At 68.2% G+C, this 23,811-nt stretch carries 17 protein-coding genes; 10 read left to right on the top strand and 7 right to left on the bottom strand.

What is annotated here, in order from left to right:
* From NBRGI_RS33290 to NBRGI_RS33270, 5 genes are all read left to right on the top strand, one after another.
* Nucleotides 1–2,592 (top strand): LuxR C-terminal-related transcriptional regulator (locus tag NBRGI_RS33290; RefSeq protein ID WP_235211178.1); only part of this gene is annotated, 2,592 nt, incomplete at its 5' end.
* A gap of 60 nt (nt 2,593–2,652) precedes the next feature.
* Nucleotides 2,653–3,765, top strand: a complete 1,113-nt coding sequence (locus tag NBRGI_RS33285; protein ID WP_029901147.1) for a hypothetical protein — start codon at nt 2,653–2,655, stop codon at nt 3,763–3,765.
* A 165-nt stretch (nt 3,766–3,930) separates the two neighbouring features.
* Nucleotides 3,931–5,286 (top strand): S1 family peptidase, encoded by a 1,356-nt coding sequence (locus NBRGI_RS33280; protein ID WP_029901146.1) that lies wholly within the window; start codon nt 3,931–3,933, stop codon nt 5,284–5,286.
* 99 nt (nt 5,287–5,385) lie between these two features.
* Nucleotides 5,386–6,648 (top strand): S1 family peptidase, encoded by a 1,263-nt coding sequence (locus NBRGI_RS33275; RefSeq protein ID WP_029901145.1) that lies wholly within the window; start codon nt 5,386–5,388, stop codon nt 6,646–6,648.
* 139 nt (nt 6,649–6,787) lie between these two features.
* Nucleotides 6,788–7,693, top strand: a complete 906-nt coding sequence (locus tag NBRGI_RS33270; RefSeq protein ID WP_029901144.1) for an NRDE family protein — start codon at nt 6,788–6,790, stop codon at nt 7,691–7,693.
* A 59-nt stretch (nt 7,694–7,752) separates the two neighbouring features.
* Here NBRGI_RS33270 and NBRGI_RS33265 read toward each other — a convergent pair whose 3' ends face one another.
* Nucleotides 7,753–8,472 (bottom strand): hypothetical protein, encoded by a 720-nt coding sequence (locus tag NBRGI_RS33265; RefSeq protein ID WP_029901143.1) that lies wholly within the window; start codon nt 8,470–8,472, stop codon nt 7,753–7,755.
* 454 nt (nt 8,473–8,926) lie between these two features.
* On the opposite strand from NBRGI_RS33265, the gene NBRGI_RS33260 reads away from it, so the two are divergent.
* The 3 genes from NBRGI_RS33260 (at nt 8,927) to NBRGI_RS33250 (ending at nt 13,354) form a co-directional block, all read left to right on the top strand.
* Complete coding sequence (locus NBRGI_RS33260) at nt 8,927–12,127, top strand: (Fe-S)-binding protein (RefSeq protein WP_029901142.1); 3,201 nt, start codon at nt 8,927–8,929, stop codon at nt 12,125–12,127.
* Nucleotides 12,128–12,263: 136 nt separating this feature from the next.
* On the top strand, nt 12,264–12,785 hold the full coding sequence (locus tag NBRGI_RS33255) for a helix-turn-helix domain-containing protein (RefSeq protein WP_029901141.1): 522 nt from the start codon (nt 12,264–12,266) through the stop codon (nt 12,783–12,785).
* The gene (locus NBRGI_RS33250) at nt 12,785–13,354 is read left to right on the top strand and encodes a PIN domain-containing protein (RefSeq protein ID WP_029901140.1); all 570 of its coding nucleotides are present in this window, start codon (nt 12,785–12,787) and stop codon (nt 13,352–13,354) included. The genes NBRGI_RS33255 and NBRGI_RS33250 overlap by 1 nt, the downstream gene beginning before the upstream one ends.
* A 20-nt stretch (nt 13,355–13,374) precedes the next feature.
* Here NBRGI_RS33250 and NBRGI_RS33245 read toward each other — a convergent pair whose 3' ends face one another.
* The 3 genes from NBRGI_RS33245 to NBRGI_RS33235 all read right to left on the bottom strand — a co-directional run bounded on the left by NBRGI_RS33245 (nt 13,375) and on the right by NBRGI_RS33235 (nt 16,434).
* Complete coding sequence (locus tag NBRGI_RS33245; RefSeq protein ID WP_029901139.1) at nt 13,375–14,523, bottom strand: acyl-CoA dehydrogenase family protein; 1,149 nt, start codon at nt 14,521–14,523, stop codon at nt 13,375–13,377.
* The gene (locus NBRGI_RS33240) at nt 14,523–15,752 is read right to left on the bottom strand and encodes an acyl-CoA dehydrogenase family protein (RefSeq protein ID WP_029901138.1); all 1,230 of its coding nucleotides are present in this window, start codon (nt 15,750–15,752) and stop codon (nt 14,523–14,525) included. Before NBRGI_RS33240 ends, NBRGI_RS33245 begins: the two co-directional genes overlap by 1 nt.
* 148 nt (nt 15,753–15,900) lie before the next feature.
* On the bottom strand, nt 15,901–16,434 hold the full coding sequence (locus NBRGI_RS33235; protein WP_029901137.1) for a YdcF family protein: 534 nt from the start codon (nt 16,432–16,434) through the stop codon (nt 15,901–15,903).
* Between the two features lie 134 nt (nt 16,435–16,568).
* Here NBRGI_RS33235 and NBRGI_RS33230 point away from each other — a divergent pair, with 134 nt between their 5' ends.
* Nucleotides 16,569–17,891 (top strand): UDP-glucose dehydrogenase family protein, encoded by a 1,323-nt coding sequence (locus NBRGI_RS33230; RefSeq protein WP_029901136.1) that lies wholly within the window; start codon nt 16,569–16,571, stop codon nt 17,889–17,891.
* 183 nt (nt 17,892–18,074) lie between these two features.
* Nucleotides 18,075–19,337 (top strand): Hsp70 family protein, encoded by a 1,263-nt coding sequence (locus NBRGI_RS33225; protein ID WP_029901135.1) that lies wholly within the window; start codon nt 18,075–18,077, stop codon nt 19,335–19,337.
* 13 nt (nt 19,338–19,350) lie between these two features.
* Here the strand turns inward: NBRGI_RS33225 and NBRGI_RS33220 are convergent, their stop codons facing one another.
* The 3 genes from NBRGI_RS33220 to NBRGI_RS33210 form a co-directional block, all read right to left on the bottom strand.
* Nucleotides 19,351–20,625: a YibE/F family protein gene (locus tag NBRGI_RS33220; protein WP_029901134.1), complete on the bottom strand. Its 1,275-nt coding sequence runs from the start codon at nt 20,623–20,625 to the stop codon at nt 19,351–19,353.
* A 342-nt stretch (nt 20,626–20,967) separates the two neighbouring features.
* The gene (locus NBRGI_RS33215) at nt 20,968–22,224 is read right to left on the bottom strand and encodes a pyridoxal phosphate-dependent aminotransferase (RefSeq protein ID WP_029901133.1); all 1,257 of its coding nucleotides are present in this window, start codon (nt 22,222–22,224) and stop codon (nt 20,968–20,970) included.
* A 110-nt stretch (nt 22,225–22,334) separates the two neighbouring features.
* On the bottom strand, nt 22,335–23,345 hold the full coding sequence (locus tag NBRGI_RS33210) for an XRE family transcriptional regulator (RefSeq protein ID WP_226887134.1): 1,011 nt from the start codon (nt 23,343–23,345) through the stop codon (nt 22,335–22,337).
* Nucleotides 23,346–23,811: the final 466 nt, after the last annotated feature.

The following is a 23,811-nucleotide window of genomic DNA, read 5'->3' as shown; positions in this document are numbered from 1 at the left end:
GATATCGCCTTCGACACGCTGCCGTCGGCGCGGGAGATCCTGCGGGAGCTGGAGACCGCCGATCGGGAGCCGATCGTCTATCTGATCCGCGGCCGCTCACAAACCGGTAAGTCGACCCTGCTCAACGAGATTCGCACCAGGCTGCGGGCCCGCGGCATCCCGCTACAGGACGCGCTGGTCACCGCGACCGCGGACCCGATCCCGGTCGCGGGCAACGGTTTCGGCGGCACCCGCACGGCAACGACGCCCCGCCCGGCCCTGGTCATCGACAACGCGCACACGCTGAGTCAGTCCGATCTCGACTTCCTCTGCACCGCCATCGAATCCGGGACGCGCACGGTGGTGCTGGCCACCCAGCAGCGTCCGCACGATCCGCGGCTGCGCGTCCTGGCCGACACCGTGGCCCGGCGCGGCCGGGTGGTCGAACTGCGCGCGCTCGGCGTCACCGATATCGCGCCGTTCGCCCGGGAACTCGGCATGATGGTGCCGCGCCAGGTGGCCCAGCACATCCACCGCCAGACCGACGGCATCCGCGGTGGCGTCGTCGCCGCGCTGACCGCCGCCTGCTCTGCCCGCCTGGACGCGGGCATCAACGCGGTCGACGCCGCCGTCGCCGCGTGGGCCCGCGCCCTGCTGGACAACCTGGAGCCGGATCTGCTGGAGACCCTCGTCGTCGCCACCACGGGCACCGGTTTGGACGCCAGTGAGCTCACCGAGGTGCTGGGCGTGGAACCCGTTGCCGCGCAGCAGCTCATCGATCGAGCCCGGGCCAGCGCCCTGGTCACCGACGCGGACCTGCTGCTCACCCCCGCGGTCGGACCGCTGCGCACCCTGCTCGGCGATCGCCGGTTCGTCGGCGTGCAGCGCAAACTGCTCGGTGCGCGGTTGGACGCGGGCCTGCTGCGCGACCACACCGCGCTGCTGCTGGCCGAATCGGGCGTACGCGACCCGCGCCTGGCCGAATTCCTCACCACGGCAGCGGAAAAGGCGGGCCGGGAGGCGGTGCGCTACTACGCGGCGGCCGCTGCGACCGGTGCCGACCCGGACCGCATCGCGCTGCGCTGGGCGGAGGCAGCGGGACGCAACGGGGACGGCGAGACCGCCATGCGCCTGGCCGAGCCGGTGCTCGCCCGCCCCGGTGTCTCCGGCGCGGAGCTCGCCGACGCGGTGCGGATCTGCGCCGCCGTGCTGACCCGGCGGGGACTGGTCGCCCGTGCGGCACAACTGTATTCGTGGCTCGGCGCACAGCGGGTCGGCGCGGACTGGGCCGTCGGCGCCACGGTGCTCGCGCTCGCGGGCGACGTGGCGGGCGCGGCGCAGATGTCCGCCTCGGCGACCCAGTGGCCGCCGACCGAGGCCACCGCGCACGCCCGCTTGATCGCGGGTGCGCTCGCGGACACCCTGACCGGCCACGAAACCCCGGACGCAGCACCGCGATCCGCGAATCGCTCCGCCGCGGCGGTCTCCGCGCTCGTGCAGGCCGCGCACGCGGACTCCGGCGTCGACCGCTTCCTCCCGTGCACCGCGGTGTCCATCGCGACGCTGCTGTGCCTCGGCACCGGCGAACCGCGCCGGGCCGGTGACGCACTGCGCCGCGCCACCGCCAGCGGTCTGCGCTGCCATCAACTGCAGGTGCTCGCCGCTTGGACGGCGATGCTGGGCGGCGACGAGCGCGCCGCGGCCGCCACCGTCGCCACGCTCGAGCACGATTCGCTCGACCCACGCGACCGGCTGCTCGCGCACGGTGTCGCCGTCGGCCTGGCCCGGCGCACCGGCGACCACGTCGCGCTGGCCCGAGCCTGGCAGTCCGCGCATCCGATGTTCGACGACGTCGAGACCGACCTGCTCACCCTGCTGCCGATCGGTGAGCTGTGGCTGGCGGGCATCCGGCTACGCGACGAACGCCGGATCGCGCCGCTGGTCGACGCCGCGCTCGCGCTGCTGCGCCGGGTGGCCGAACCACCGCCCTGGGCGAACGCCTTCCACTGGTACGGCGTGCAGGCCGCGATCCTGCACGAGAGCCCGCAGGAACTGGTGCCGCACGCCAAAGCATTGAAGGCGGCCGCCGAGGCGGGTGACCGGCACGCCGCCATCCTCGCCGACGCGGGCCGCACCTGGGTGCTCGTGCTGCGCGGACAGGTCTCGGCGGCGCCGGTGGCGACGGCCGTGGCCGGGCTGAGCGAGATCGGCATGACCTGGGACGCCGCCCGGCTCGCCAGCGAGGCCGCACTCGGCGCCGCCGATTCGGCCACGGCCACCGCGCTGCTCAAGCTGGCCCGTACGGTCCGCGCCGACGCGAAGCCGCAGGAACCGAGCGTCGCGCCGCCGCAGCCCGTGGTGCGGGAAGGCACGCCGCCCGTCCCCGATCCGGCGATCGGGGAGCCGGCCGCGATCCTCAGTGAGCGCGAACGCGAAGTCGCCGAACTGGTGTTACTCGGCCTCACCTACCGCGAGATCGGCGCGCGTCTGTACATTTCCGCCAAGACCGTGGAGCATCATGTCGCCCGTATTCGACGCCGGATCGGTGCGCGGTCCCGATCGGAGCTATTGTCGATGCTCCGTGCCATGGGACACGGCTCACTGCTGGTGTGATCCAGCACTGGTGCACAGAGTGCGGATTCGTCAGCCGGACGCCGAAGCGAGGTATTGAGGATGGCCACAGGGGTGGGCCTGCGCATCGCCGAGGACGAGTGCACGGCGGCGATCGTCACCGACAGCGGCGATGAGCCGCTGCTCATCGTCCGTGAGTCGGTGCTGTACATGTCCGACGACGGCGACGCCGCGCTCGGCGAAGCGCCGCCGGACGGGAACGCCCACGCGATCACGGGCTTCGTGCGCGCCGTCGGCGATCCGGCCGGTCTCGCGGTCGACGACGGTGAGGCCTATCGGGCCGAAGACCTCGTCGCGACCGCGTTGTTCTGCCTGATCAACCTCACGGCCGAATATCTCAACGGCGCCGCCGAGTTCTACGCCACGCATCCGGGTGACTGGCCCCGCGAATACATCCAGGCGCTGCGGGACGCGCTGGACTACCTGGGACTGCGTTCGGTGCTGCTGGTCAGCGAGGCCGAGCTGCCGAGCGCGGGGGCCGCGGAACCGGGCGGCACGTACGCCTACGACGCGGCCCGCGCCGCACTGGCCGCGGTACTGTCCACGCCCGCGGGCAGCACGCCGCCCGACCCGACGCACGCCGAGAACTCGACGGTGGACACCGTGATCATTCCGGCGGTGCCCGCGTCCGAGGCGCAGCCGCAGGCGTATTCGGCGGCCATCCCGCTGGCCGAGCCGCTGCCGACGACCGAGGCCGGGGAGCCGGAGCAGCACACCGAGACCGAGCAGCCGGAACCGAAGAAGGACCGCAAGCAGCTGCCGCTGCTGATCGGGGCCGCGGCGCTGATCGGGCTCGTGCTGGGCGGCTTCGCGGTGGCCGTGCTGTTCCGCGAGCAGAGCGACACTCCGGTGCCGCCGCTGCGCGACGCCAAGTCCGATCAGGTGACGGTGAGCCCCACTCCGGCCGCGCCGCCGGTCAACTTCCCGACCGTGCCGTCCACCCCGCCGACCACCGAACCGCCGGTGACCGTCACGGCGACCACACCGCCGGAAACGAGCGAGCCGCCGCCTCCGCCACCCCCGCCGCCGACCACCGAACCGCCGACGACGACGCCGACGCCGACGACGCGCCCGAAGCCGTCGAAGTCCTCGCCGTTCCAGCCGTTGCCGGAGATCCCGTCCATCCCTGGCCTGCAGATACCGGGCAGTCGGTGATTAGTAGAGCCCTTCCCCGGTTTGTGCCTTAAAGTGATGCGCTGACCGGTGTTGTCGGATGAATTCCCGGCGCTCGGTCTGTTGCTGGAGGACGACTGTGAGCCAACGGATTCCAGGCCCGTTGCCGCGGATTTAGCTGGCACTTTCGTGCCACGAAGGGATTTCATGCGCAAGTTGGTGGCGCGCCGCGCCGCGGTCAAAGCTGTCGCTATCGCTTCGACCGTTTTCCTCGCTCCCTTGCTCGGCACGACCACCGCGGCGGCGGCGCCGGCGACCCCCGCGCAGCTCACCGCCGATACGCTGCCGCCCGAACTGGCGCAGGCCATCGCGCGCGACCTGAAGATGACGCCGACCGAATACCTGGACCGGGCCGCCCGCGCACAGCAACTGCGCGACTACGCCCGCGATTTCCGCTCCGAGCGTCCCGAGGCGTTCGCGGGCGCGTGGATCGGCGCCGACGGCAAACCCATCGTCGCGGTCACCTCGCTCGACGCCGCCAAGATCGCCTCCGCCGACGGCTACCAGACCAGGCTCGCCCCCGTCTCGGCCGACGGACTGGAGGGCTCGCTGATGCAGCTGAACCAGTGGATCACCAGCCTGCCCCGGGAGATCTCGACCGCGATCAACTCGGTCGCCATCGACTTCCTCAACAGCCAGCTGGTGCTCAGCGTCGCCAACACCCCCGCGGGCCACCTGCTGAACCTGCCGACCCTGATCGCCAACGTCAAGGTCATCCTCTCCCCCGGCAGCGGGGGCGCGGTGGAGCGGCGGCCGATGGGCGGCGACACCTACATCAGCGCCCCGATCCCGCTGAGCGACGCCTCGCTGAAGGGCGTCGACGTCTGCTCGTTCGGCTTCAACAGCGTCGACGCGGCCGGCAACGCGCTGAACATCAGTGCGGGACACTGCGATCCGAACGTCGGCAAGGACAGCCAGGCGGCCACCGTCTACTTCCCCAACGTCAAGGACATCCCGGCCAGCCCCGAGCTCGGCACGTTCGTCCAGGCGAAGCTGGGCGGGCAGAGCGCACTGGACTACTCGGTGATCAAGCTGAACGAGCGCGCCGTGCGCGCCGGCATGGACCAGCCGACCGTGCGCGGCGCCAACGGCACCACGCTGTCGATCACCGGCACCGCCGACCCGATCACCGGCGCGCCGGTGTGCAAGACCGGGCAGTCCTCCACCTTCACCTGTGGCTTCGTGGTGGCCGACCGGGTCGAGACCCAGCTCTACACCGCGGAGGGCGAGAGCAAGGTCGTGCGCGGCTTCGCCAGCTCGGCCTGCACCCTCGGCGGGGACAGCGGCGGCGCGATCGTGTCCGGCACACTCGCCCTCGGCATCACCAGCGGCTCCAACGCGGCCGAGGCCCCCGATTGCAACGAGGCCAATATCGCGCTGGCGCAGTACGGCGGCACCGCCAGCCTCGGCATTCCGATCCGGCCGATCCTGGCCGATATCGACGCCTCGTCCGGCGGCGGCGTCGGCAGCGGGATCTCGGTGCGAACCCGAGGCTCGGTATAAGTAGGCATAGCGGGCTCGAGCCCATATAGTCTGGGCATGCTCCTGCCACGTATAGGTCATCTCCGATCAGCTGCGCGACAGACCCGGGTCCGAAAATCAGTGATCGCCGCTTCGGCGGCGATACTGCTGTTCGGACCGACGGCAGTAGCGTCTGCACAACCCGATCCCGCGTCGAATCTGCCCGCAGAGCTCGTCAGCGCGATCGCCCGTGATCTGAAGATCTCGCCGGAGGAGTACCTGCACCGCGCCGACGTGGCCCAGCAGGTCGCCGCGTTCGCCACCACCGCCCAGCGGCAGTACCCCGCCGTGTTCGGCGGCTCGTGGCTCGACGAGAGCGGCAAGGCGGTCGTGGCACTGGCGCAGGGGCCGGGTGCCGACGAAGCCCGAAAGGCCGCGCAGTCAGCCGGTTTCGAGGTGCGCAACGTGGCCAAGAGCGAGACCGCGCTGCGTGGTGAGAAGAGCGCGTTCGAGCGGTGGCTGGAGGGCCAGCCCGAGGCGGTCTCCTCGCTGGTGCGCGGCGTCGTGGTGGACACGATCAACAACAGCATCGCGGTGCGCGTCGACAAGATCGGCCTGCCGATGCCGAACTTCATCGACCCGTCCCGGGTCATCGTGATGGCCCCGCCGGTGGCCGGTGAGCAGGCGACGCTGCCGCAGGCGAGCGAAATCGCCGGTGCCGGAACCGGTGTGCTGGCCGGCGGCGACGGCTACGCCTCGGTCGCGGGCCGCACCTCGCTGCGCTGCTCGCTCGGCTTCAACGGCACCGACCGCAATGGCAACATCGTGAATGTCACTGCGGGCCACTGCAACCCGGATCTGCCGTCGGCGGGCAACGACAACGCCGCGCGGATCCACGAGCTCAACGGCGACCGGCTCGGCACCGAGCTCGGCCGGTTCCAGAAGTCGGTACTCGGCGAGCAGGACTACTCGATCGTGCGAATCGCCGACCAGTCCCGGGATCGCTTCAGCAACAACGAGGTCCGGGTGCCCGGCGCCGCGTCCATCCGGATCGAAGGCGTCGCGACCCCGGTCGTCGGCGCACCGGTCTGCAAGTCCGGTTCGCGGACCGGCTTCAGCTGCGGCGTGGTGAACGCGGTCGACCAGACCGTGCAGGTGGGCGAGCGTGAACTGACCCAGGCGTTCTCGGCCAACATCTGCGCGCTGCCCGGTGACAGCGGCGGTCCGATCGTGACCGGTCGTCTGGCGCTCGGCATCTCCAGCGCGTCGTCGGTGGCCGACTACCCGATCTGCGAGATCCCCAACCTGATCGGCGCCCTCACCGGCAACGCACCGCAGCTGTTCGCGCAGCCGGTGCACGTGGTGCTCTCGGACAACCCCGGTCTGAAGCTGCGCACCAACTAGTTTCTCCGACGCAAAGGGCCGGCCGCGTTCGCGCGGTCGGCCTTTTCGCTGTCTCGGGCACCTTTCCACTGGCCTTGCGGGCCCGTTCCGACGGCGAATGCGGTGCTGTGCCCGGCATCGTTGCGGCATCCTGGACTGCATGTGTTTGGTGTTGATCGGCTGGCGCGCCCATCCGGAGTATCGGTTGATCGTCGCGGCCAATCGGGACGAGTTCTATACCCGGCCGACCGAGTCCATGCGCTGGTGGCCGGAGCTGCCCGGCCTGCTCGCGGGCCGCGACCTCGGCGCGAAGAACAAGTCCGCGAACGATCCGCCCGGCACCTGGCTCGGACTCGGCGCGACCGCGCCCGATCAGCAGGAGCCGCTGCGCCACAACCGATTCGCGACCGTGACCAATGTGCGCAACCCGAAAGACGAGCGCGCCGACGCCCGTTCGCGCGGCGCGCTGCTGATGGATTTCCTGCGGGGCTCGTCGCAGCAGCGCGCCGGCGGCGAGTTCCCAGGCCCGGAGAAGTACGTCCTCGACGTCGCGGGCGCGCCCGACGACTACAACGGCTACAACCTGGTGGTGTCGGACCTGGACACGCTGTGGTGGCATTCGAACCGCAGCGCCGCGCCGCCGCAGGAACTCACGCCCGGCTTCCACGGCCTCTCCAACGCCCCGTTCGTCAGCTCGGTAGGGCCGAACCCACCGGACACGGATTTGACCGCCCCACAGCCGATCTGGCCCAAGGTACGCAGTGGCGTAGCCGACCTGCGGGCCGTGGTGGCGTCCGAGCCGGGCACGGTGGCGCGCTATTTCGAGGTGCTCGCGGACCGCACCCGCGCCGCGGACGCGGACCTGCCGGACACCGGCGTGCCCAAGCGGATGGAGCGCAGGCTGTCGTCCCGGTTCATCGCCGACGGCGTGCACGGCACCCGCGCGAGCACGGTGCTGCTGGTGCGGGAGGACGGGTCGTTCGAGATGGCGGAGCGGACCTTCGGGCTGTTCGGGCGGCCCAAGGGCACGGTATCGATGCGCGGCACGCTGGTATTGCCCGCCTGAAACGACGACTCGGCCCGCCCTCCGAAGAGCGCGGGCCGAGTCGATGGAACCGAAAGAACTTACTTCACCGGCTGCGGCTTGTCCGCCCACTGGGTGGTGCCGTCCGGCGCCTGAATGGTGTTGATCAGCTCGAGGCCCGCGGCGACCAGCGCCGGGCCACCGACGATGATGGTGCCCAGGATGCCGCCGATACCGGCGCCCACCGGGATGCCGAGCAGGCCGCCGACACCGAAGATCGGCAGGCCGAGGAAGAAGCCGACGACGGCGCCGATCGCGGTGCCGATGAAGCCGCCGATCGCGGTCGCGATGCCGAACTTGCTGGCGAACTCGTTCTGCGCCCGCTGGTTCTCGATCGGCGAGGCGATGTCCTGCGCCACGGCCGGGCGTGCGGCCACCGGCTTGCCGGAGACGACGAGGCCCTCGGGCTTCTGCGGGGTGATCTCGAGGACGGTGCCGTCCTTCTTCACCTCGGTCTTGACCGGGACGAGGGTGCCGTCGACGTCGACCTCGAGCGGGAACGAAACAAGGGTGTTGCCCTGACCGTCACGCACGTTGGCAACACTGAGCTTGGGATCTTCGGCGGTCGCTCCGTCCTGCTCGGTAACCGAGAAGGTGCCCCCCTTGAGCGACGCGACAACCGTCTTGTCGACCAGCTTGACGGAGTAGTTGATGCCGGAGTCTGCCGGTGCGGCGACAGGCTCGGCATGCGCGGTCCCGAGACCGATGGTCATCGCGCCGATGACCAACGCGGCACCCGCGGTGGTTCTGCGGAGGTTCATTCAGTTTCCAATCCATCATCAGGTCGTCCACCGGCCGGTCTGCGGCACGCGAGAGCTCTTCATCAAATCCGGGCGGTCGCCCCGGATCCTCCCCGAGCAGTGCGGAGACGGGCACAGTAGACAGAACGTCGTGAGCGTAATCGAACGGCCGCTCAGATGCGAGATGCATTACGCGCCTTACGGACTAAGCCTGACCTTAGCGACAGAGCCGATTCGCTCGACGTTTACGGTGGTGATCACCCGAACGCGCAGTTGGATTGGCAACCCTTTTGTGACGTTCATCACAGGTAAATTCTGCGTCAAGCCCCAGGAAGATGGGGCATAGCTCAGGCGTCGATCGTACGGTAGACAGTGGTTGTTACCGGTGGGTAACTTACCGCCGGTTAGGATACGAGCCAACCGGGGCGGCCGAACTGCCCCCGCTCGTGTTGCCTCTCTAGAGAAAGGTCGCGACATGAATGCCCTGACAGTGACGCTGGGCACGATTGGGACGGCGCTCAGCCTATTGTGTTGGGCCTCGTTCGTCGGCGGCGTTCGAAACATCGCGCGCACCATCATGATCGGCCAGAGCGCGCCGGACCGCTGGCGACCGTTCTTCCCCCGCTTCAAGACGATGATCGTGGAATTCCTGGCGCACACGCGCATGGTGAAGTTCCGCACCGTCGGCTGGGCCCACTGGCTGGTGATGATCGGCTTCCTGGCCGGGTTCATCCTCTTCTTCGAGGCTTACGGGCAGACCTTCGATCCCGAATTCCACTGGCCGATCATCGGCAACTGGGCGATCTACCACCTGGCCGACGAGATCCTCGGCATCGGCACCGTGATCGGCATCCTGGTGCTGATCGTGATCCGCCAACTGAACCACCCGCGCCTGCCCGAACGGCTGTCCCGATTCAGCGGATCGCGGTTCGGTCCCGCCTACATCATCGAGACCATCGTGCTCATCGAAGGTCTCGGCATGGTGCTGGTCAAGGCAGGCAAGATCGCCGTCTACGGCCACTCGAACCCGTGGACCGACTTCTTCACCATGCAGGTCGCCAAGCTGCTGCCGGCCAACGCGACGATGGTCGCGCTGTTCGCGTTCGTGAAGCTGATGTCGGGCAGCACCTTCCTGTTCCTGGTCGGGCGCAATCTCAACTGGGGCGTGGCGTGGCACCGCTTCTCGGCGTTCCCGAACATCTACTTCAAGCGTGAGGACGACGGCGGCGTCGCGCTCGGCGCGGTCAAGCCGATGATGTCCAAGGGCAAGCCGATCGACATGGAGACCGCCGACCCGGACAACGACACGTTCGGCGCGGGACGGATCGAGGACTTCTCCTGGAAGGGCTGGCTCGACTTCACCACCTGCACCGAGTGCGGCCGCTGCCAGTCGCAGTGCCCGGCCTGGAACACCGGTAAGCCGTTGTCGCCCAAGCTGCTGATCATGTCGCTGCGCGACCACGGCTATGCCAAGGCGCCGTACCTGCTGGCCGGCGGCCGCAAGGACATGGGCGGCGACGAGGTCGGCCTGGTCGACGCCGAAGGCGCGCCGAACGAGGCCGCGCTGGCCAAGATCTCCGACGCGGCGAAGGCCGAGGCGGAACGTCCGCTGGTGGGCGAGCTCGAGGCCAACGGCATCATCGACCCCGAGGTGCTGTGGTCGTGCACCACCTGCGGTGCGTGCGTCGAGCAGTGCCCGGTGGATATCGAGCACGTCGACCACATCATCGACATGCGCCGCTACCAGGTGCTCATCGAATCGGAGTTCCCGTCCGAGCTCGCGGGCCTGTTCAAGAACCTGGAGAACAAGGGCAACCCCTGGGGCCAGAACTCCAAGGACCGGCTCAACTGGATCAACGAGCTGGACTTCCAGATCCCGGTCTTCGGTCAGGACGCGGACAGCTTCGACGGATACGACTACCTGTTCTGGGTCGGTTGCGCGGGCGCCTACGAAGACCGTGCGAAGAAGACCACCAAGGCGGTCGCCGAACTGCTCGCCACCGCGGGCGTCAAGTTCATGGTGCTCGGCGCCGACGAGACCTGCACCGGTGACTCGGCCCGGCGCGCGGGCAACGAGTTCCTGTTCCAGCAGTTGGCCGCGCAGAACATCGAACTGCTCAACTCGGTGTTCGAGGGCGTCGAACAGCAGAAAAAGAAGATCGTCGTCACCTGCGCGCACTGCTTCAACGCGCTCAACAACGAATACCCGCAGGTGGGTGGCACTTACGAGGTGGTGCACCACACCCAGCTGCTGAACCGCCTGGTGCGGCAGAAGCAGCTGATCCCGGTCGCCTCGGTGTCGCAGAACGTCACCTACCACGACCCCTGCTACCTGGGCAGGCACAACAAGGTCTACAACGCGCCGCGCGAACTGATGGAAGCCTCCGGATCCACGCTGGTCGAAATGCCGCGCCACGGCGAACGTTCCATGTGCTGTGGCGCCGGTGGTGCGCGCATGTGGATGGAAGAACAGCTCGGCAAGCGGATCAACGTCGACCGCGTCGACGAGGGCCTCAACACCCTCACCGGCGCCGGCGGCGCGACGCCGGGCAAGATCGCGACCGGCTGCCCGTTCTGCCGCGTCATGCTCACCGACGGCGTCACCGCCCGGCAGGAAAAGGGTGAAGGCGAAGGGGTCGAGGTCGTCGACGTCGCCCAGCTCATGCTCGACGCCATCGACCGGGTCGACCCGGCCCGCCTCACCGAGAACCTCACCGTCGTGCAGGAGCCGAAAGCGCCTGCGGTGGAAGAGGTCGCCGAACCCGAACCCGAACCGGAGCAGCAGACCCCGGCGGCCAAGGCCGCGCCGGCCGGCGGCGGACTCGCGATGAAGGGCCCGGCGAAGGCGCCCGGCGGCGGACTCGGCATGAAGGGCGCGGCGAAGGCGCCCGGAGCCAAGGCCGAGGAGACCACCGCGGAAGCGGCACCGCCGGTCAAAGGCCTGGCCATGAAGGGCCCCGCCAAGAAACCCGGTGGACTCGGGATGAAGGGCGCGGCCAAGGCGCCGGGCGCGAAAGCCGAACCCGCCGCGGAAGAGTCGGCCGCGGAGACCACCGCACCGCCGGTCAAGGGTCTGGCCATGAAGGGCCCCGCCAAGAAGCCGGGTGGACTCGGGATGAAGGGCGCGGCCAAGGCGCCGGGCGCGAAGGCGGCACCGGCCGCGGAATCCGCTCCCGCCGCCGAATCCACCCCTGCCGAATCCGCCTCGGCCACCGAGTCCGCTTCCGCCGCACCGGCTCCCGCGCCGAAGCCGGTCAAGGGACTCGGCATGAAGGGTGCCGCCAAAGCACCTGGCGCCAAAGCACCTGGCGCCAAGGCGCCGGCCGCATCAGCGCCCGCTCCGGCGGCCGAGAGCCCGGCCACCCCGGAACCGCCCGCAGCCGAACCGGTTTCGGAACCCACCGAAACCAAGCCGACCATCCCCGCCAAGGGTTTGGCCATGAAGTCCGGCTTCAAGCGCCCCGGCCCCAAGGCACCCGGCACCCCCGCGACCCCGGCCGACCCGGCACCCGCCGCCGACCCCGAACCCGTCGCGGAGTCCCCCGCCGAAGACTCCACCCCCGAGCCGCCCCAACCCACCAACGGCACCGGCAACAGCGAAGCCACACCTCCCACCGCCAAACCAGGCGGCCTCGGCTTCAAGTCCGGCGCGAAGGCCCCGGGACGCAAGAACTGAACAACTGAACAATGAGTTCGGCCCGGGCGTGCGACACGCCCGGGCCGAACTGTTATGCCCCGTCGCGCGAGCGGTCAGAACTTCCTCTTTCGAACGTTTCGAAAGAGGTTACGATTTGTTCGAAGGAGGTGGCAGCATGCCGTCCGAAGCTTCGAGCCAGCACACATACCTGCCCGAACCAGCCGAAGAGCTGGCCCCAGTGGTCAGTTTCCTGGCCGCGCACGAAGCTCGCCATGGCGACTCGGTACGGCCGCGATACCTGCTGGTCGGTGCCGACGAGCAAGACCAAGTAGAGCTCCCGGAGTCCCTGCACCGTGTCCTGGTTCAAGTGGTGTCCGCGCTGCGCGACGGGAAGGCGGTGACGGTCGCGCCGCAAAGCGTGACCCTGACCACCCAGCAGGCCGCGGACTTACTCGGCGTCAGCCGACCGACCGTGGTCCGACTGATCGATGCGAACAAGATCCCCGCGGAACGCACCGGATCCCGACGCAGGTTACTGCTCACCGACGTCCTGGCTTACCGGGAACAACGGCGTCACCGACAGTACGAAGCACTCGCCGCGACCGCGTTCGAATTGGACGACGAAGAAGATCCGACAGCCGTCCTGGCAGAGCTACGTGAGATCCGAAAGGAAGCTGCGCGAAAACGGCGCGGCTGATGTTCGGTGCCCTGCTCGACACCTGCGTCCTGTGGCCGAGCCTGCAACGCGACTTCTTGCTCTCGCTGGCTGTGGAGAACCTCTATCGGCCGCTGTGGAGCGGTCCGATCCTGGACGAGCTCGAACGACACGAAGCTCGCAAACTCGTTCGCCGCGGCCAAGATCCGAACTCCGCACAAGCCACAGCGTCCAGGCTCGTTGCGAGGATGAGGACGGCGTTCGACGACGCACTCATCTGCGGGTGGGAGCCGCTCGAGGGCTCGTTCGGACTCCCCGACGTCGATGACGAACACGTTGTGGCTGCGGCCGTGGTCGGCGCTGCGGGAGCCATCGTCACCGAGAATCGGCGCGACTTCCCGACCGCCCTGCTACCTGTGGGACTACAGGTTATCTGCGCAGCAGAGTTCGCCGCGAATACCTGTGCCGTCGATCCAGCCCGGGCGCTGACCTCTGTACAGGGACTCTCGCGTCGGCACTGCAATCCCCCGCAGTCGGTCGATGAGCTACTCGAGGTCCTCTCGACGCGATATGGGATGCATGAGGCGGTCGAACTGATATCGAATGCGTAGGTTCGACCGCCTGATTCGGTTCAGGGGCGGGTGAGGGTGGCGTAGCGGGTGAGGTGGTGGTCGGGGGTGCCGTATTCGTACTGGATGGCGGTGAGGCGTTTGAAGTAGTGGCCGATGGCCAGTTCTTCGGTCATGCCCATGGCGCCGTGCAGTTGGACGGCGTTCTGGCCGATGAAGCGGGCGGCGCGGGCGACGGTGACCTTGGCGGCGGCGACGGCGCGGGCGCGGGCCGGGGGTTCGGCGGCGAGCGAGTAGATCGCGAGGTAGGTGGCGGCGATGGCTTGTTCGAGTTCCATATACATGTCGACCATGCGATGTTGCAGCACTTGGAAACTGCCGATCGGCTGACCGAACTGCTTGCGCTGCTTGGCGTATTCGAGGGTGTCGGCGAGCACGGTGCGCAGACAGCCGACGGTTTCGGCGGCGATGGCCGCGATGGCGGTGTCGACGGTGGGTTCGATTGCGACCCAGGCGGTTCCCTCGATGCCGAGCAACGCGTCGGCGGGCATACGGAAATCGGTGAAGGTGAGGTCGGCGGCGACCCGGTCGTCGATGGTCCGGTACGGGTGCACGGCGACACCGGCGGGCGGATGGTCCGCGTCGAAATCGATGCAGAACAACGAGATACCGCGCTGATCGCGCCGATCACCCGCGGTGCGCGCCGTGATGAGCAGATGTGTGGCCAGCGGCGCACTGGTCACCACGGTCTTCGCGCCGTCGAGCACCCACGAGTCACCGTCCTGCCGTGCGGTGGTGGCGACGTCGTGCAAGGCCTGGCCCGAAGTCGGCTCCAGCGCAGCGAAAGCCGTGCGCGCCTCGCCCGCCGCGATCTGGCGCAGCACCGCGTCGGCGCGTTCCCCACCGGAGCGGTTCAGCAGCCCGGCACCGACGACGACGGTGTCGACGAACGGCTCCACGACCAGCGCACGGCCGAGTTCCTCGGCGATGACCATCATTTCGACCGGTCCACCGCCCATCCCGTCGACCCGCTCGGGCAGGATCGCGCCGAGAATGCCGAGTTCGTCGGCGAACGCGCGCCAGATCGCGGGCTGCCAGCCCGGCCCGGATTTGACCGCGGTGCGGCTCTTTTCCAGGTCATAGCGCGCGCCGAGGAAGCCGGCGAGAGCGGTGCGGAGCAGTTCCTGCTCATCGGTGAGTGTGAAGTCCATCAGAGCCCCAATGCTGCTTTGGCGAGGATGTTTCGCTGAATCTCGTTGCTGCCCGCGTAGATCGAGCCGGCCCGGTCGTTGAAGTAACGCAGCGGCGCGACGGCCTGCCATTCGGTGCCGCTGTGATACCCGTCCGCGGGCGGGGTGAATTCGGCGATCGGCCCACCGGGCTTGGTGGCATGCGGTTGATACACCCGGGCGCGCGGACCGGCGGCGGTCAAAGCCAGTTCGGTCAATTGCTGACTCAACTCGGTGGCGAGGATCTTCAGCATGGACGAGGCCGGTCCCGGGTTCTTGCCTCGCGCCATCGCCGAAATCGTGCGGTACTCCAGTATTTCGAGCACCTCGGTGCGAATCCGCGCCTGCGCCAGGCGCGCCGAGAACGCCGGATCATCGATCAGCGGATTGCCGTCCGGCCCCGGCTGTTGCGCCGCTTCGACGCCGATTTCCTGCGCCATCGCCTGTAGGTACGGCGCCATCGCACCACCGCGTTCGTGCACGAGCAGGTATTTGGCGACGGTCCAGCCGTCGTCGATCTGCCCGAGCACATTGCTTTTCGGTACCCGGACATTATCGAAGAAGACCTGGTTCTGCACCTGTTCGCCGGAGGTCATCACCAGCGGGCGGATCTCGATGCCGGGCGAGGTCATATCGATCAGCAGAAAGGTGATGCCCTGCTGCTTCTTTCCCGACCGCGAGGTGCGCACCAGGCAGAAGATCCAATTCGCCTCGGTGGCATGGGTGGTCCAGATCTTGCTGCCGGTGCAGACGAGGTCGTCGCCGTCCTCGACCGCCGCCATCGTCAGCGCGGCGAGGTCGGATCCCGCCTCCGGCTCCGAATAGCCTTGGCAGAAGAAGACTTCCCCGGTCAGGATGCGCGGCAGGTAGAACGCCTTCTGTTCCTCGGTCCCGTAGGCGATGATCGCGTGCGCGACCATCTTGATCCCCATCGGGGACAGCGCGGGCGCTCCGGCCAGTGTCGATTCCCGCGCGAAGATGTAGTGCTGCGTCAGGCTCCACGCGCACCCGCCGTATTCGACGGGCCAGGCGGGCGCCGCCCAGCCGCGCTCGTGCAGGATCCGCTGCCACTGCATGCTGGCCTCGTGATCGGGGTAGACGCTCGTCGCCAACCGTCCGGCGCGGCGCAACTCCGGCGTCAGCTCGGCGTCGAGAAACGCCCGCACCTCGTCCCGAAATGCCAGATCGGCCGCTGACCAGTCGAATTCCATCAGCCCTCCCGGAGGGTGTGCACCAGTGCGTCGCCATCGGCCGGAGCCGAAACGAGACAGGACCTACGTGTTTCCCGCCACTGTAGCAAACTGATGTCACCTGCCAGCAATTAATCCGATCCGGTGCCGATTTTCAGCGAAACCCCAGCTAGGCGTCACAATCCTCGAAGAACGCCCGGACGTAGCCCGCCGACTGGTAGGCGTAGTCCCAGGCCCAGCGCGGGACGGACAGGTGCGGCTCGGGATCGACGAAGAGCAGGTCGCCGGACCAGCACTTGCCGAGGATGTAGCGGGCCCGGGAAATGTGCGGAGTGAAGGTGACCACGATGACGCGCTGCCAGCCGCCGGCCCGCGCCATCCGCGCGAGAAAACGCCCCTCGCCGCGGGTGGTGCGGGGCGCGGGGTCGAAACAGATCACCTGGAAGCTGTAGCTGCCGTGGCAGATTCGATTGATCAGGGTGCTGTGCTCGTACGGATCCGAGATCAGGACCCGGGGCGCGAAGCCCTCCGAAGCCAGGCGCAGCGCCAGCTGTTCGCGACCGTCGTGCGCCCCGCCGAGGACCAGGATCGCGTCGGCGGGAACGGGGGCGTCGGTGCGCGGCCGGACATAAACCGGCCATAGCGCCGCCACGACCGACACGGCGACGACCAGGCCGAGCACGGCCCACCGCAAACGTCGCATCCCGTCGATGCTAGCCGTGTCGCCGCAGGTCAGGGCGGCCAACCCGGGCTGCGTCGCCACATGTACACCTACCGTTGCCATGACCCTTGCCTCGGTGACGTGGTGTGGCCATCGGGGAGGCTTATCAATCGATCATGCGATGCACAGTCTTCGGAACCGGGTACCTCGGGGCCACGCACGCGGCGTGCATGGCCGAACTCGGGCACGACGTGATCGGGGTGGACGTCGACCCGGGCAAGGTCGCGAAGCTGTCCGATGGGGTGGTGCCGTTCTACGAACCCGGTCTCGAGGAGGTGCTGCGGCGCAATCTCGACGCGGGCAGGTTGCGATTCACCACGTCCTACGCCGAAGCCGCGGCGCACGCGCAGGTGCACTTTCTCGGCGTGGGCACGCCGCAGAAGAAGGGTGAATACGCCGCGGACCTGAAATACGTACACGCCGTGGTGGATACGCTCGCCCCGATGCTGGAGCGTCCGTCGGTGATCATCGGCAAGTCGACCGTACCGGTCGGCACCGCGACCGCGCTCGGCACCAGAGCCCGCGCGCTCACCTCGGCCGAGGTCGAGGTGGCGTGGAACCCCGAGTTCCTCCGGGAAGGCTTCGCGGTGAAGGACACGTTGCGCCCGGATCGTCTTGTGCTGGGCGTGGATCGGGAACGCGCCGCCGCAGCCTGGGTCGAGCAGCTGGTGCGCGAGGTCTACGCGGATCTGATCACCGCCGAGGTGCCGTTCCTGCTCACCGATCTGGCCACCGCGGAATTGGTGAAGGCCTCGGCCAACGCTTTTCTCGCGACCAAGATTTCGTTCATCAACGCGGTCTCGGAGGTGTGCGAGGCGACCGGCGCGGACGTGACGATGCTGGCCGACGCACTCGGCTACGACGCCCGTATCGGCCGCCGATTCCTCAATGCCGGACTGGGTTTCGGCGGCGGCTGCCTGCCGAAGGACATCCGCGCGTTCATGGCCCGCTCCGGCGAGCTCGGCGCCGACCACGCGGTGGCGTTCCTGCGCGAGGTCGACAACATCAACATGCGCCGCCGCACCAAGGTGGTGGACATGGCAGCGCGCGCCTGCGGCGGTTCGCTGCTCGGCGCGAACGTGGCCGTGCTGGGCGCCGCGTTCAAACCCGAATCCGATGACGTGCGCGACTCCCCGGCGCTGAATGTGGCGGGCATGATCCAGCTGCACGGCGCGGTGGTGACCGTGTATGACCCGAAAGCACTGGAGAATTCGCGCCGAGTGTTCCCGACGCTCAACTACGCCACCTCTATCGCGGAAGCGTGCGAACGCGCCGATGTAGTCTTGGTGCTCACCGAATGGGACGAGTTCACCTCATTGCGTCCGGCCGATCTGGAGCGAGTGGTGCGGTCCCGGTCGATCATCGACGGGAGGAATTGTCTCAATCGTGCCATTTGGCGAGAAGCCGGATGGGTGTACGCCGGACTGGGTACCCCGTAGAGTTGCGGCGCGGCGGCGCGGTCTGCGGCGGGAGGCACGGTCCTGCCGTATGCACAGACGCTCGCCGACGGTATGGTCCGGAGAGCGGGCCTTCGCGCTGGCTCGCATGTCGTGAAGTGTGAACGAGATGGGCAGCTGATGAGTTCGGTACTGGGAGTTTCGGTGGGGGCCGGCGCTGTCCGTATGGCGCGACCACACACCGCGAACCCCCACGGGCACGTCGAGCCGCATTCGTTCGATCTGCAGACCGTTCCGGTCGTCGGCCAGACGGTCGAGGAGTTGGCCGCCGAGGCCATCGGCGTCACGCTGGAGACCACGCCCGGCATCGCCGCCACCGCGATCGCCTACCGCAGCGAGCAGCACGCCCGCGCGGTGCGCGCGGCCATGGCCCGCCAGCAGCTGACCAATTACGAACTCGTCCCCGAGGTGGTCGCCGCGCTGGAATTCGCGCAGTCCACCGGGGATATCCGCGGCATCTCCTCGCTGGTCGTCTACGACCTCGGCAGCTCGGGCCTGTCGGTGAGTGTGGTGGACACCCAGTCGCGTGAGATCCGCTACAGCGAGCGCACCAGCGATATCAGCGGCGACTACCTCGACTCACTGATCCGCGAACAGCAGATCGCCTCCGGCCGGATCGCGCATCCGCCGGATGCGGCGGGGCTGGCCGCACTGGACGGGCTGTGCCGCGAAGCCAAAGAACAACTATCCAGCAACACCGCGGTCGCGCTCCCCAGCGAGCAGGGCCTGGTGTTACTGGCGCAGGAGAACTTCGAGTCGCTGATCATGCTGGCGATCGAATCGTCGGCGCGGATGGCGCGCGATGTGATCACCCGCTCCGACCGCCCCGTGCACGGTGTGCTCGCGATCGGCGGCTGCGCCCGGATTCCGTTGGTGGCCAAAGTACTCGAACGCTGGATGGGTGTTCCGGTGATCGTGCCGCAGAGCCCGGAGACCGTGGTGGCCCGCGGGGCCGCGCTGCTCGCCCGGCCGGTGCAGCCCGAGGCGGCGGCGCCCGGCGCGGTGCTCGACGACGAATTATCCCCGGCCTGGTTATCGACGCCGCCGAAGAAGCGCGGCAAACGCGAGATCAGCGGCGCGGTGCTGACCGTCAGCGCGCTCGCGGTGGTCGCCGCGATCGGCCTGGGCCTGGGCTACGGTCCCCAAGTACTGCAACGCGATTCGCACAGCGAGGGTTCGCCCACCGTGCCGACGACCACGTCGCCGCGTACCACCACGCTCGACCCGCAGATCGCCGTCGCCCCCGCGACCCCGTCGGAGACGCCCGCGGAATCGGTGGCCGCGCCGCCGCCGCGCCGGGCCACCACCGAGCCCCCGCCGCCACCGACCCAGGGCCCCAACACCATTGTCGTGCCGGGACTTCCGCCGATCGTGGTGCCCACGATCCCGCCCGAGGTCTTCCCCTTCCCACCGCCCCCGCCGCGTTAGCCGCGGCCGGTCCTCAGTTCCGCGCGTGCCGGGCCCGGCGCGGCGGCTCGACCGGCGCGTGGCTGCCGAACGGGCGCGCGAGCATCACCGCGATGGCGGTGGTCAGCGGGACGGACAGGGCCAGGGCGATACCGCCGACGGACGAGCGGGCGATCTCGATGGCCACGGCGTCGCCGGTCAGCACGTCCCGGATGGAACGCCCCGCGACGCTGAACAACAGCAGCAGCGGCAACGCGCCACCGGCGTAGGCGAGCACCAGCGTGTACACGGTGCTGGCGATGTGGTCGCGCCCGACCCGCATCGCCGCGGTGAAGACCTCCCGCCGTGACGCCCCCTTGTCGATGGCAGCCAGTTCGAAGGCCGCCGAGGCCTGCGTGATGGTGACGTCGTTCAGCACGCCGAGCGAACCGATGATGAAGCCGGCCAGCAGCAATCCGGTGATGCTGACGTGTTCGATATAGGTGGCGACGTTGGTGTTCTGTTCCTCGGACAGACCGGTGAGATTGGTCATCTTGATCGCCACCCAGGACAGCACCGCGGCGACGATCATCGAGGTCAGCGTCCCGAGCAGGGCCGAGCTGGTGCGCAGGTTCACCCCGTGCGCCAGGTACAGCACCGCGTAGAGGATGAGCGCGCCCGCGACCAGCGCGACCGGGATGGCGGGCTTGCCGTCCAGCAGCGCCGGCAGCATGAACAGCACCAGCACCGCGAACGCGAATACCAGGCCGAGCAGCGCGCGCAGGCCGCGCCAGCGCGCCACCGCCACGATCACCACGACGAAGGCGACGACGATCAGGGTCAGCGGTAGCCCGCGCGCGTAGTCCTCGAAGGAGTACATCGGCGTGCCGCTCGGGTCGGTCTGGCGCACGAGCCGCAGCTCGTCTCCGGCATGCAGATCGGGTTGGCCAGGGCCAGGGGCGATTTCGAGCAGGGTGCGGTTGCCCTTGTGCGGCCCGGATTCGATATCGATGAGGCTGCGCTGGCAGGTGTAGGCGTTGTTGCGCGGGGCGTCGGGCTTCTCCACGAAGACCTTGCCGATCGAGGCGCTGCCGCACGGCCCGATGTCTTGCAGGACCACCGTGCCCGCCTCGGTCTGCACCGCGCCGCCGCCGGCGTTCTGCATGGGCAGCGGGATGTCGATGTGCTGTTTGCTCGGCCAGAGCAGGAAGGCGCCTGCCAGCACCACGATGCCGATGACGGTGAGCAGTCCGATGACCACGCGGGCGGCGGTGTCGCCGATCGCGATGGGACCGGAGTGATCGTGGTGATGGTGGTGGTGATCGGTCACGCGCAGAGCTTAAAGGATTTCATTTTCAAGTTGCGACCGGAAACAGCCGAGGGGGTAGCCGCTGACTTGCGGGGAAGTTCGGGAGGGGGCGGCGGAGAGCAGGGGGATGTCTCCGCCGCCCACAGGGCTGGCGGCCCAGGGGGGTAGGCGGCCGAACCCGAGACCGAGTTAACCCAGGGGGGTAGGCAACTCGGTCGGACACTCGAAAGTGCCGATTCCTACTGTACACAAAAGTACTTCGTTTGCGCTAGGGAAGTCTCCAAACCTCGCATGTATTCATACATTCGGTATGTTTAGGGGCCGAAACCAGGGCGGTCCAGTTGCCGGAGGGTGGCGAGCAAGCTACTGGCGATAGCTGGACAGGAAGTTGCCGAACCGCTCGATGGCGACCGCGAGGTCCCTGGCCCACGGCAGCGTGACGATCCGCAGATGATCATGATTGGGCCAGTTGAAGCCGGTTCCCTGCACCATCAGGATCTTCTCCTGCAGCAGCAGATCCAGGATCAGCTTCGAATCATCGTGGATCTCATACACATTCGGGTCCAGCCGGGGGAACGCGTACAGCGCGCCCTTCGGTTTCACGCAGGACACACCGGGAATCATGTTCAGCCGCTCCCACGCGACGTCGCGCTGCTCCAGCAGGCGCCCGCCGGGCAGGATCAGATCCTCGATGCTCTGATGACCGCCGAGCGCCACCTGAATGGCATGCTGCGCAGGCACATTCGGGCACAGGCGGGACGAGGCGAGCAGATCGATCCCCTCCAGGAAACCGGCCGCGTGCTCCTTCGGGCCGGTGATCGCCAGCCATCCGGAGCGATACCCCGCCACCCGGTACGCCTTGGAGAGACCGTTGAAGGTCAGGCACAGCAGATCCGGCGCGACCGAGGCCATCGAAACGTGCTTGGCGTCGTCGTAGAGGATCTTGTCGTAGATCTCGTCGGCGAGCAGCAGCAATTGATGCTTGCGCGCTATATCGGCGAGCTGCTGCAGAATTTCCGCCGAATACACCGCGCCCGTCGGATTATTCGGATTGATCACCAGCAGCGCCTTGGTCTTGTCGGTGATCTTCGATTCGATATCGGCGATATCGGGCTGCCAGCCGCTGGACTCGTCGCACAGGTAATGCACCGGAGTGCCCCCGGCCAGGCTGGTCATCGCGGTCCACAGCGGATAGTCCGGCGCCGGGATCAGCACCTCGTCGCCGTTGTCCAGCAGCGCCTGCATGGTGATGGTGATCAGCTCGGAGACACCGTTGCCGAGGTAGACGTCGTCCACGTCCAGTTCGGGGAAGCCGGGCACCAGCTCGTAGCGGGTGACCACCGCGCGCCGGGCCGAGGTGATGCCTTTGGATTCGGAGTAGCCCTGGGCATACGGGAGCGCCGCGATGATGTCGCGCATGATCACATCCGGCGCCTCGAAACCGAACGGGGCCGGGTTGCCGATATTGAGCTTGAGGATGCGATGCCCCTCCGCCTCCAGCCGTGCCGCCTGCGCGTGTACCGGTCCACGGATTTCGTAGACGACGTTCTGCAGCTTCGTGGACTGCTCGAGTACGCGCGGCGGGCGATGCGGTAGATGACTGGGGCTCACCCGTCCCATCGTGCCAGGTGCGCGCAAGCCGATAAACGTCCAGCTCGCACCGATTGCCGGTATTTCACCGGGACGACGTGAACCGCCCCCTCGCCGAGCGGCGGATTGTGACGAGCACCTCAGGAAGCCGGGTTGCCAGGAGGTATCCCCTTCGCCGCCGTCGTGCCGCAGAACTCCTCGATCCGCTCGTCGAGGAAGCGCGCGCCGACCGCGTCCCGGAAGTCCGGGCCCGCGATCCGCCGGCGCACCCCGGTCAACCGCTCTTCCAGCTGCGCGATCCGCTTGTCCTCGGCCAGCCCGAGCACCGGCCGCAACGCCTCGGCGGCGCCATCGAGACTGCCGTTGATCAGGTGCGCCGCAGCGCAGTCGACCCGGGCCAGCGATTCGGCGCCATAGGAACGTTGCTCCGACGGTCCGTTCGAGTACAGCTCGATGGCGCGCTGGGTGGCCGCCAGCGCCGGCGTCGCCTGACCGAGATGGATGTAGGTGGCGCCGGCGTAGTACTGCGCCTTCGCGTCGTTGAAGCCGAACACGCCGCCGACCTCGTCGTGCAGCGTGTCGGTCTCGGTGACCTCGCGCGCGTCGTCGGCCGCCCGGATGCAGCGATCGGCATCGGTCGAATTGCCCAGGCGCGACCAGATTCTGGCCTCGATATTGAGCAAACGCACCTTCGCCGTGGCGGATTCGGCGAATTCCTGGCCGCTCTGCGCCAGCAGCACACCACGGCGCGGCCGTTCCGACCAATACTCGATGAGCGCGTGCATGCCCCGGGTCCAGGCTCGTAAACCGTTGTGGCCGCACAATTCCGAATAGGCCCACGCGGCTCTGATCTGTTCGCCTGCCGCGTCGTAATAGCCCAGATCGGTACTCGCGTTGGCGAGCAGTCCCGACAGGGTGCCCGCCAACAGGTACAGATGACTGGTGTCGGCGGGGCGCTGATGGCCTTCCAGCAGCCGGTACACCCGGCGGCGCACCCGTAGCATCTCCACCATCATCGGCACCGGTGGCACGTGCACATAATCGTTCGCGATGCGTCTGACATCGGCGTCGAGCTGGTCCAACGTGGTCGCACCCACATTCGTGCTCTCGGCCTGGCCGGCGTGCTCGCTGGCCTCATGGGCAGCCGCCATGATGAGATCCCTCTCCGAAATCGCTGCTAACGCATCCCCTCTCATCGCACCGGCGTCTATGAGAGCCAAAAGGTCCGCGTCGCTCGAATATTGGGCGCGCGCCGAGGTATCGGCGGGCGCATCGAATCCGGGCGCGGTCGGTCGATCGGCCATCGGCTGATCGATCATTGCCGCAAACCGTGCCCGCACAACGTCGTCGGACCTGGCCAGGGAGGTATCGAGCGCGGCTTGGTTGATCGGACGTGGGTGCACCCGGACGCCGCCGGCCTCCCACTTCGAGACCAGGCGTTCATGCACCCCGAGATGAGCCGCGAACTGCCTGATGCTCATCCTTTTGGCATCGCGAAGGGCACGGGCCTCTTTACCTGACCATTGCCGGACCACGATGTCATCCCTTCCGAACGAACTCTTTCCCAGGGTACGAGGGGTTCGTTGGCACGGCTACATACGAAACAGAGCTGGTACC

It is taken from the genome of Nocardia brasiliensis IFM 10847 (genome assembly GCF_000710915.1).
Taxonomy (GTDB): domain Bacteria; phylum Actinomycetota; class Actinomycetes; order Mycobacteriales; family Mycobacteriaceae; genus Nocardia; species Nocardia brasiliensis_A.
This window is presented reverse-complemented; position numbering and strand designations above follow the sequence as displayed.

Excerpts from the sequence above, each read along its gene's own strand:
- NBRGI_RS33285 (WP_029901147.1), top strand. The coding sequence starts at position 2,653 with ATGGCCACAGGGGTGGGCCTGCGCATCGCCGAGGACGAGTGCACGGCG.
- NBRGI_RS33280 (WP_029901146.1), top strand. The coding sequence starts at position 3,931 with ATGCGCAAGTTGGTGGCGCGCCGCGCCGCGGTCAAAGCTGTCGCTATC.
- NBRGI_RS33270 (WP_029901144.1), top strand. The coding sequence starts at position 6,788 with ATGTGTTTGGTGTTGATCGGCTGGCGCGCCCATCCGGAGTATCGGTTG.
- NBRGI_RS33265 (WP_029901143.1), bottom strand. The coding sequence starts at position 8,472 with ATGAACCTCCGCAGAACCACCGCGGGTGCCGCGTTGGTCATCGGCGCG.
- NBRGI_RS33260 (WP_029901142.1), top strand. The coding sequence starts at position 8,927 with ATGAATGCCCTGACAGTGACGCTGGGCACGATTGGGACGGCGCTCAGC.
- NBRGI_RS33255 (WP_029901141.1), top strand. The coding sequence starts at position 12,264 with ATGCCGTCCGAAGCTTCGAGCCAGCACACATACCTGCCCGAACCAGCC.
- NBRGI_RS33250 (WP_029901140.1), top strand. The coding sequence starts at position 12,785 with ATGTTCGGTGCCCTGCTCGACACCTGCGTCCTGTGGCCGAGCCTGCAA.
- NBRGI_RS33245 (WP_029901139.1), bottom strand. The coding sequence starts at position 14,523 with ATGGACTTCACACTCACCGATGAGCAGGAACTGCTCCGCACCGCTCTC.
- NBRGI_RS33240 (WP_029901138.1), bottom strand. The coding sequence starts at position 15,752 with ATGGAATTCGACTGGTCAGCGGCCGATCTGGCATTTCGGGACGAGGTG.
- NBRGI_RS33235 (WP_029901137.1), bottom strand. The coding sequence starts at position 16,434 with ATGCGACGTTTGCGGTGGGCCGTGCTCGGCCTGGTCGTCGCCGTGTCG.
- NBRGI_RS33230 (WP_029901136.1), top strand. The coding sequence starts at position 16,569 with ATGCGATGCACAGTCTTCGGAACCGGGTACCTCGGGGCCACGCACGCG.
- NBRGI_RS33225 (WP_029901135.1), top strand. The coding sequence starts at position 18,075 with ATGGCGCGACCACACACCGCGAACCCCCACGGGCACGTCGAGCCGCAT.
- NBRGI_RS33215 (WP_029901133.1), bottom strand. The coding sequence starts at position 22,224 with ATGGGACGGGTGAGCCCCAGTCATCTACCGCATCGCCCGCCGCGCGTA.
- NBRGI_RS33210 (WP_226887134.1), bottom strand. The coding sequence starts at position 23,345 with ATGGCGGCTGCCCATGAGGCCAGCGAGCACGCCGGCCAGGCCGAGAGC.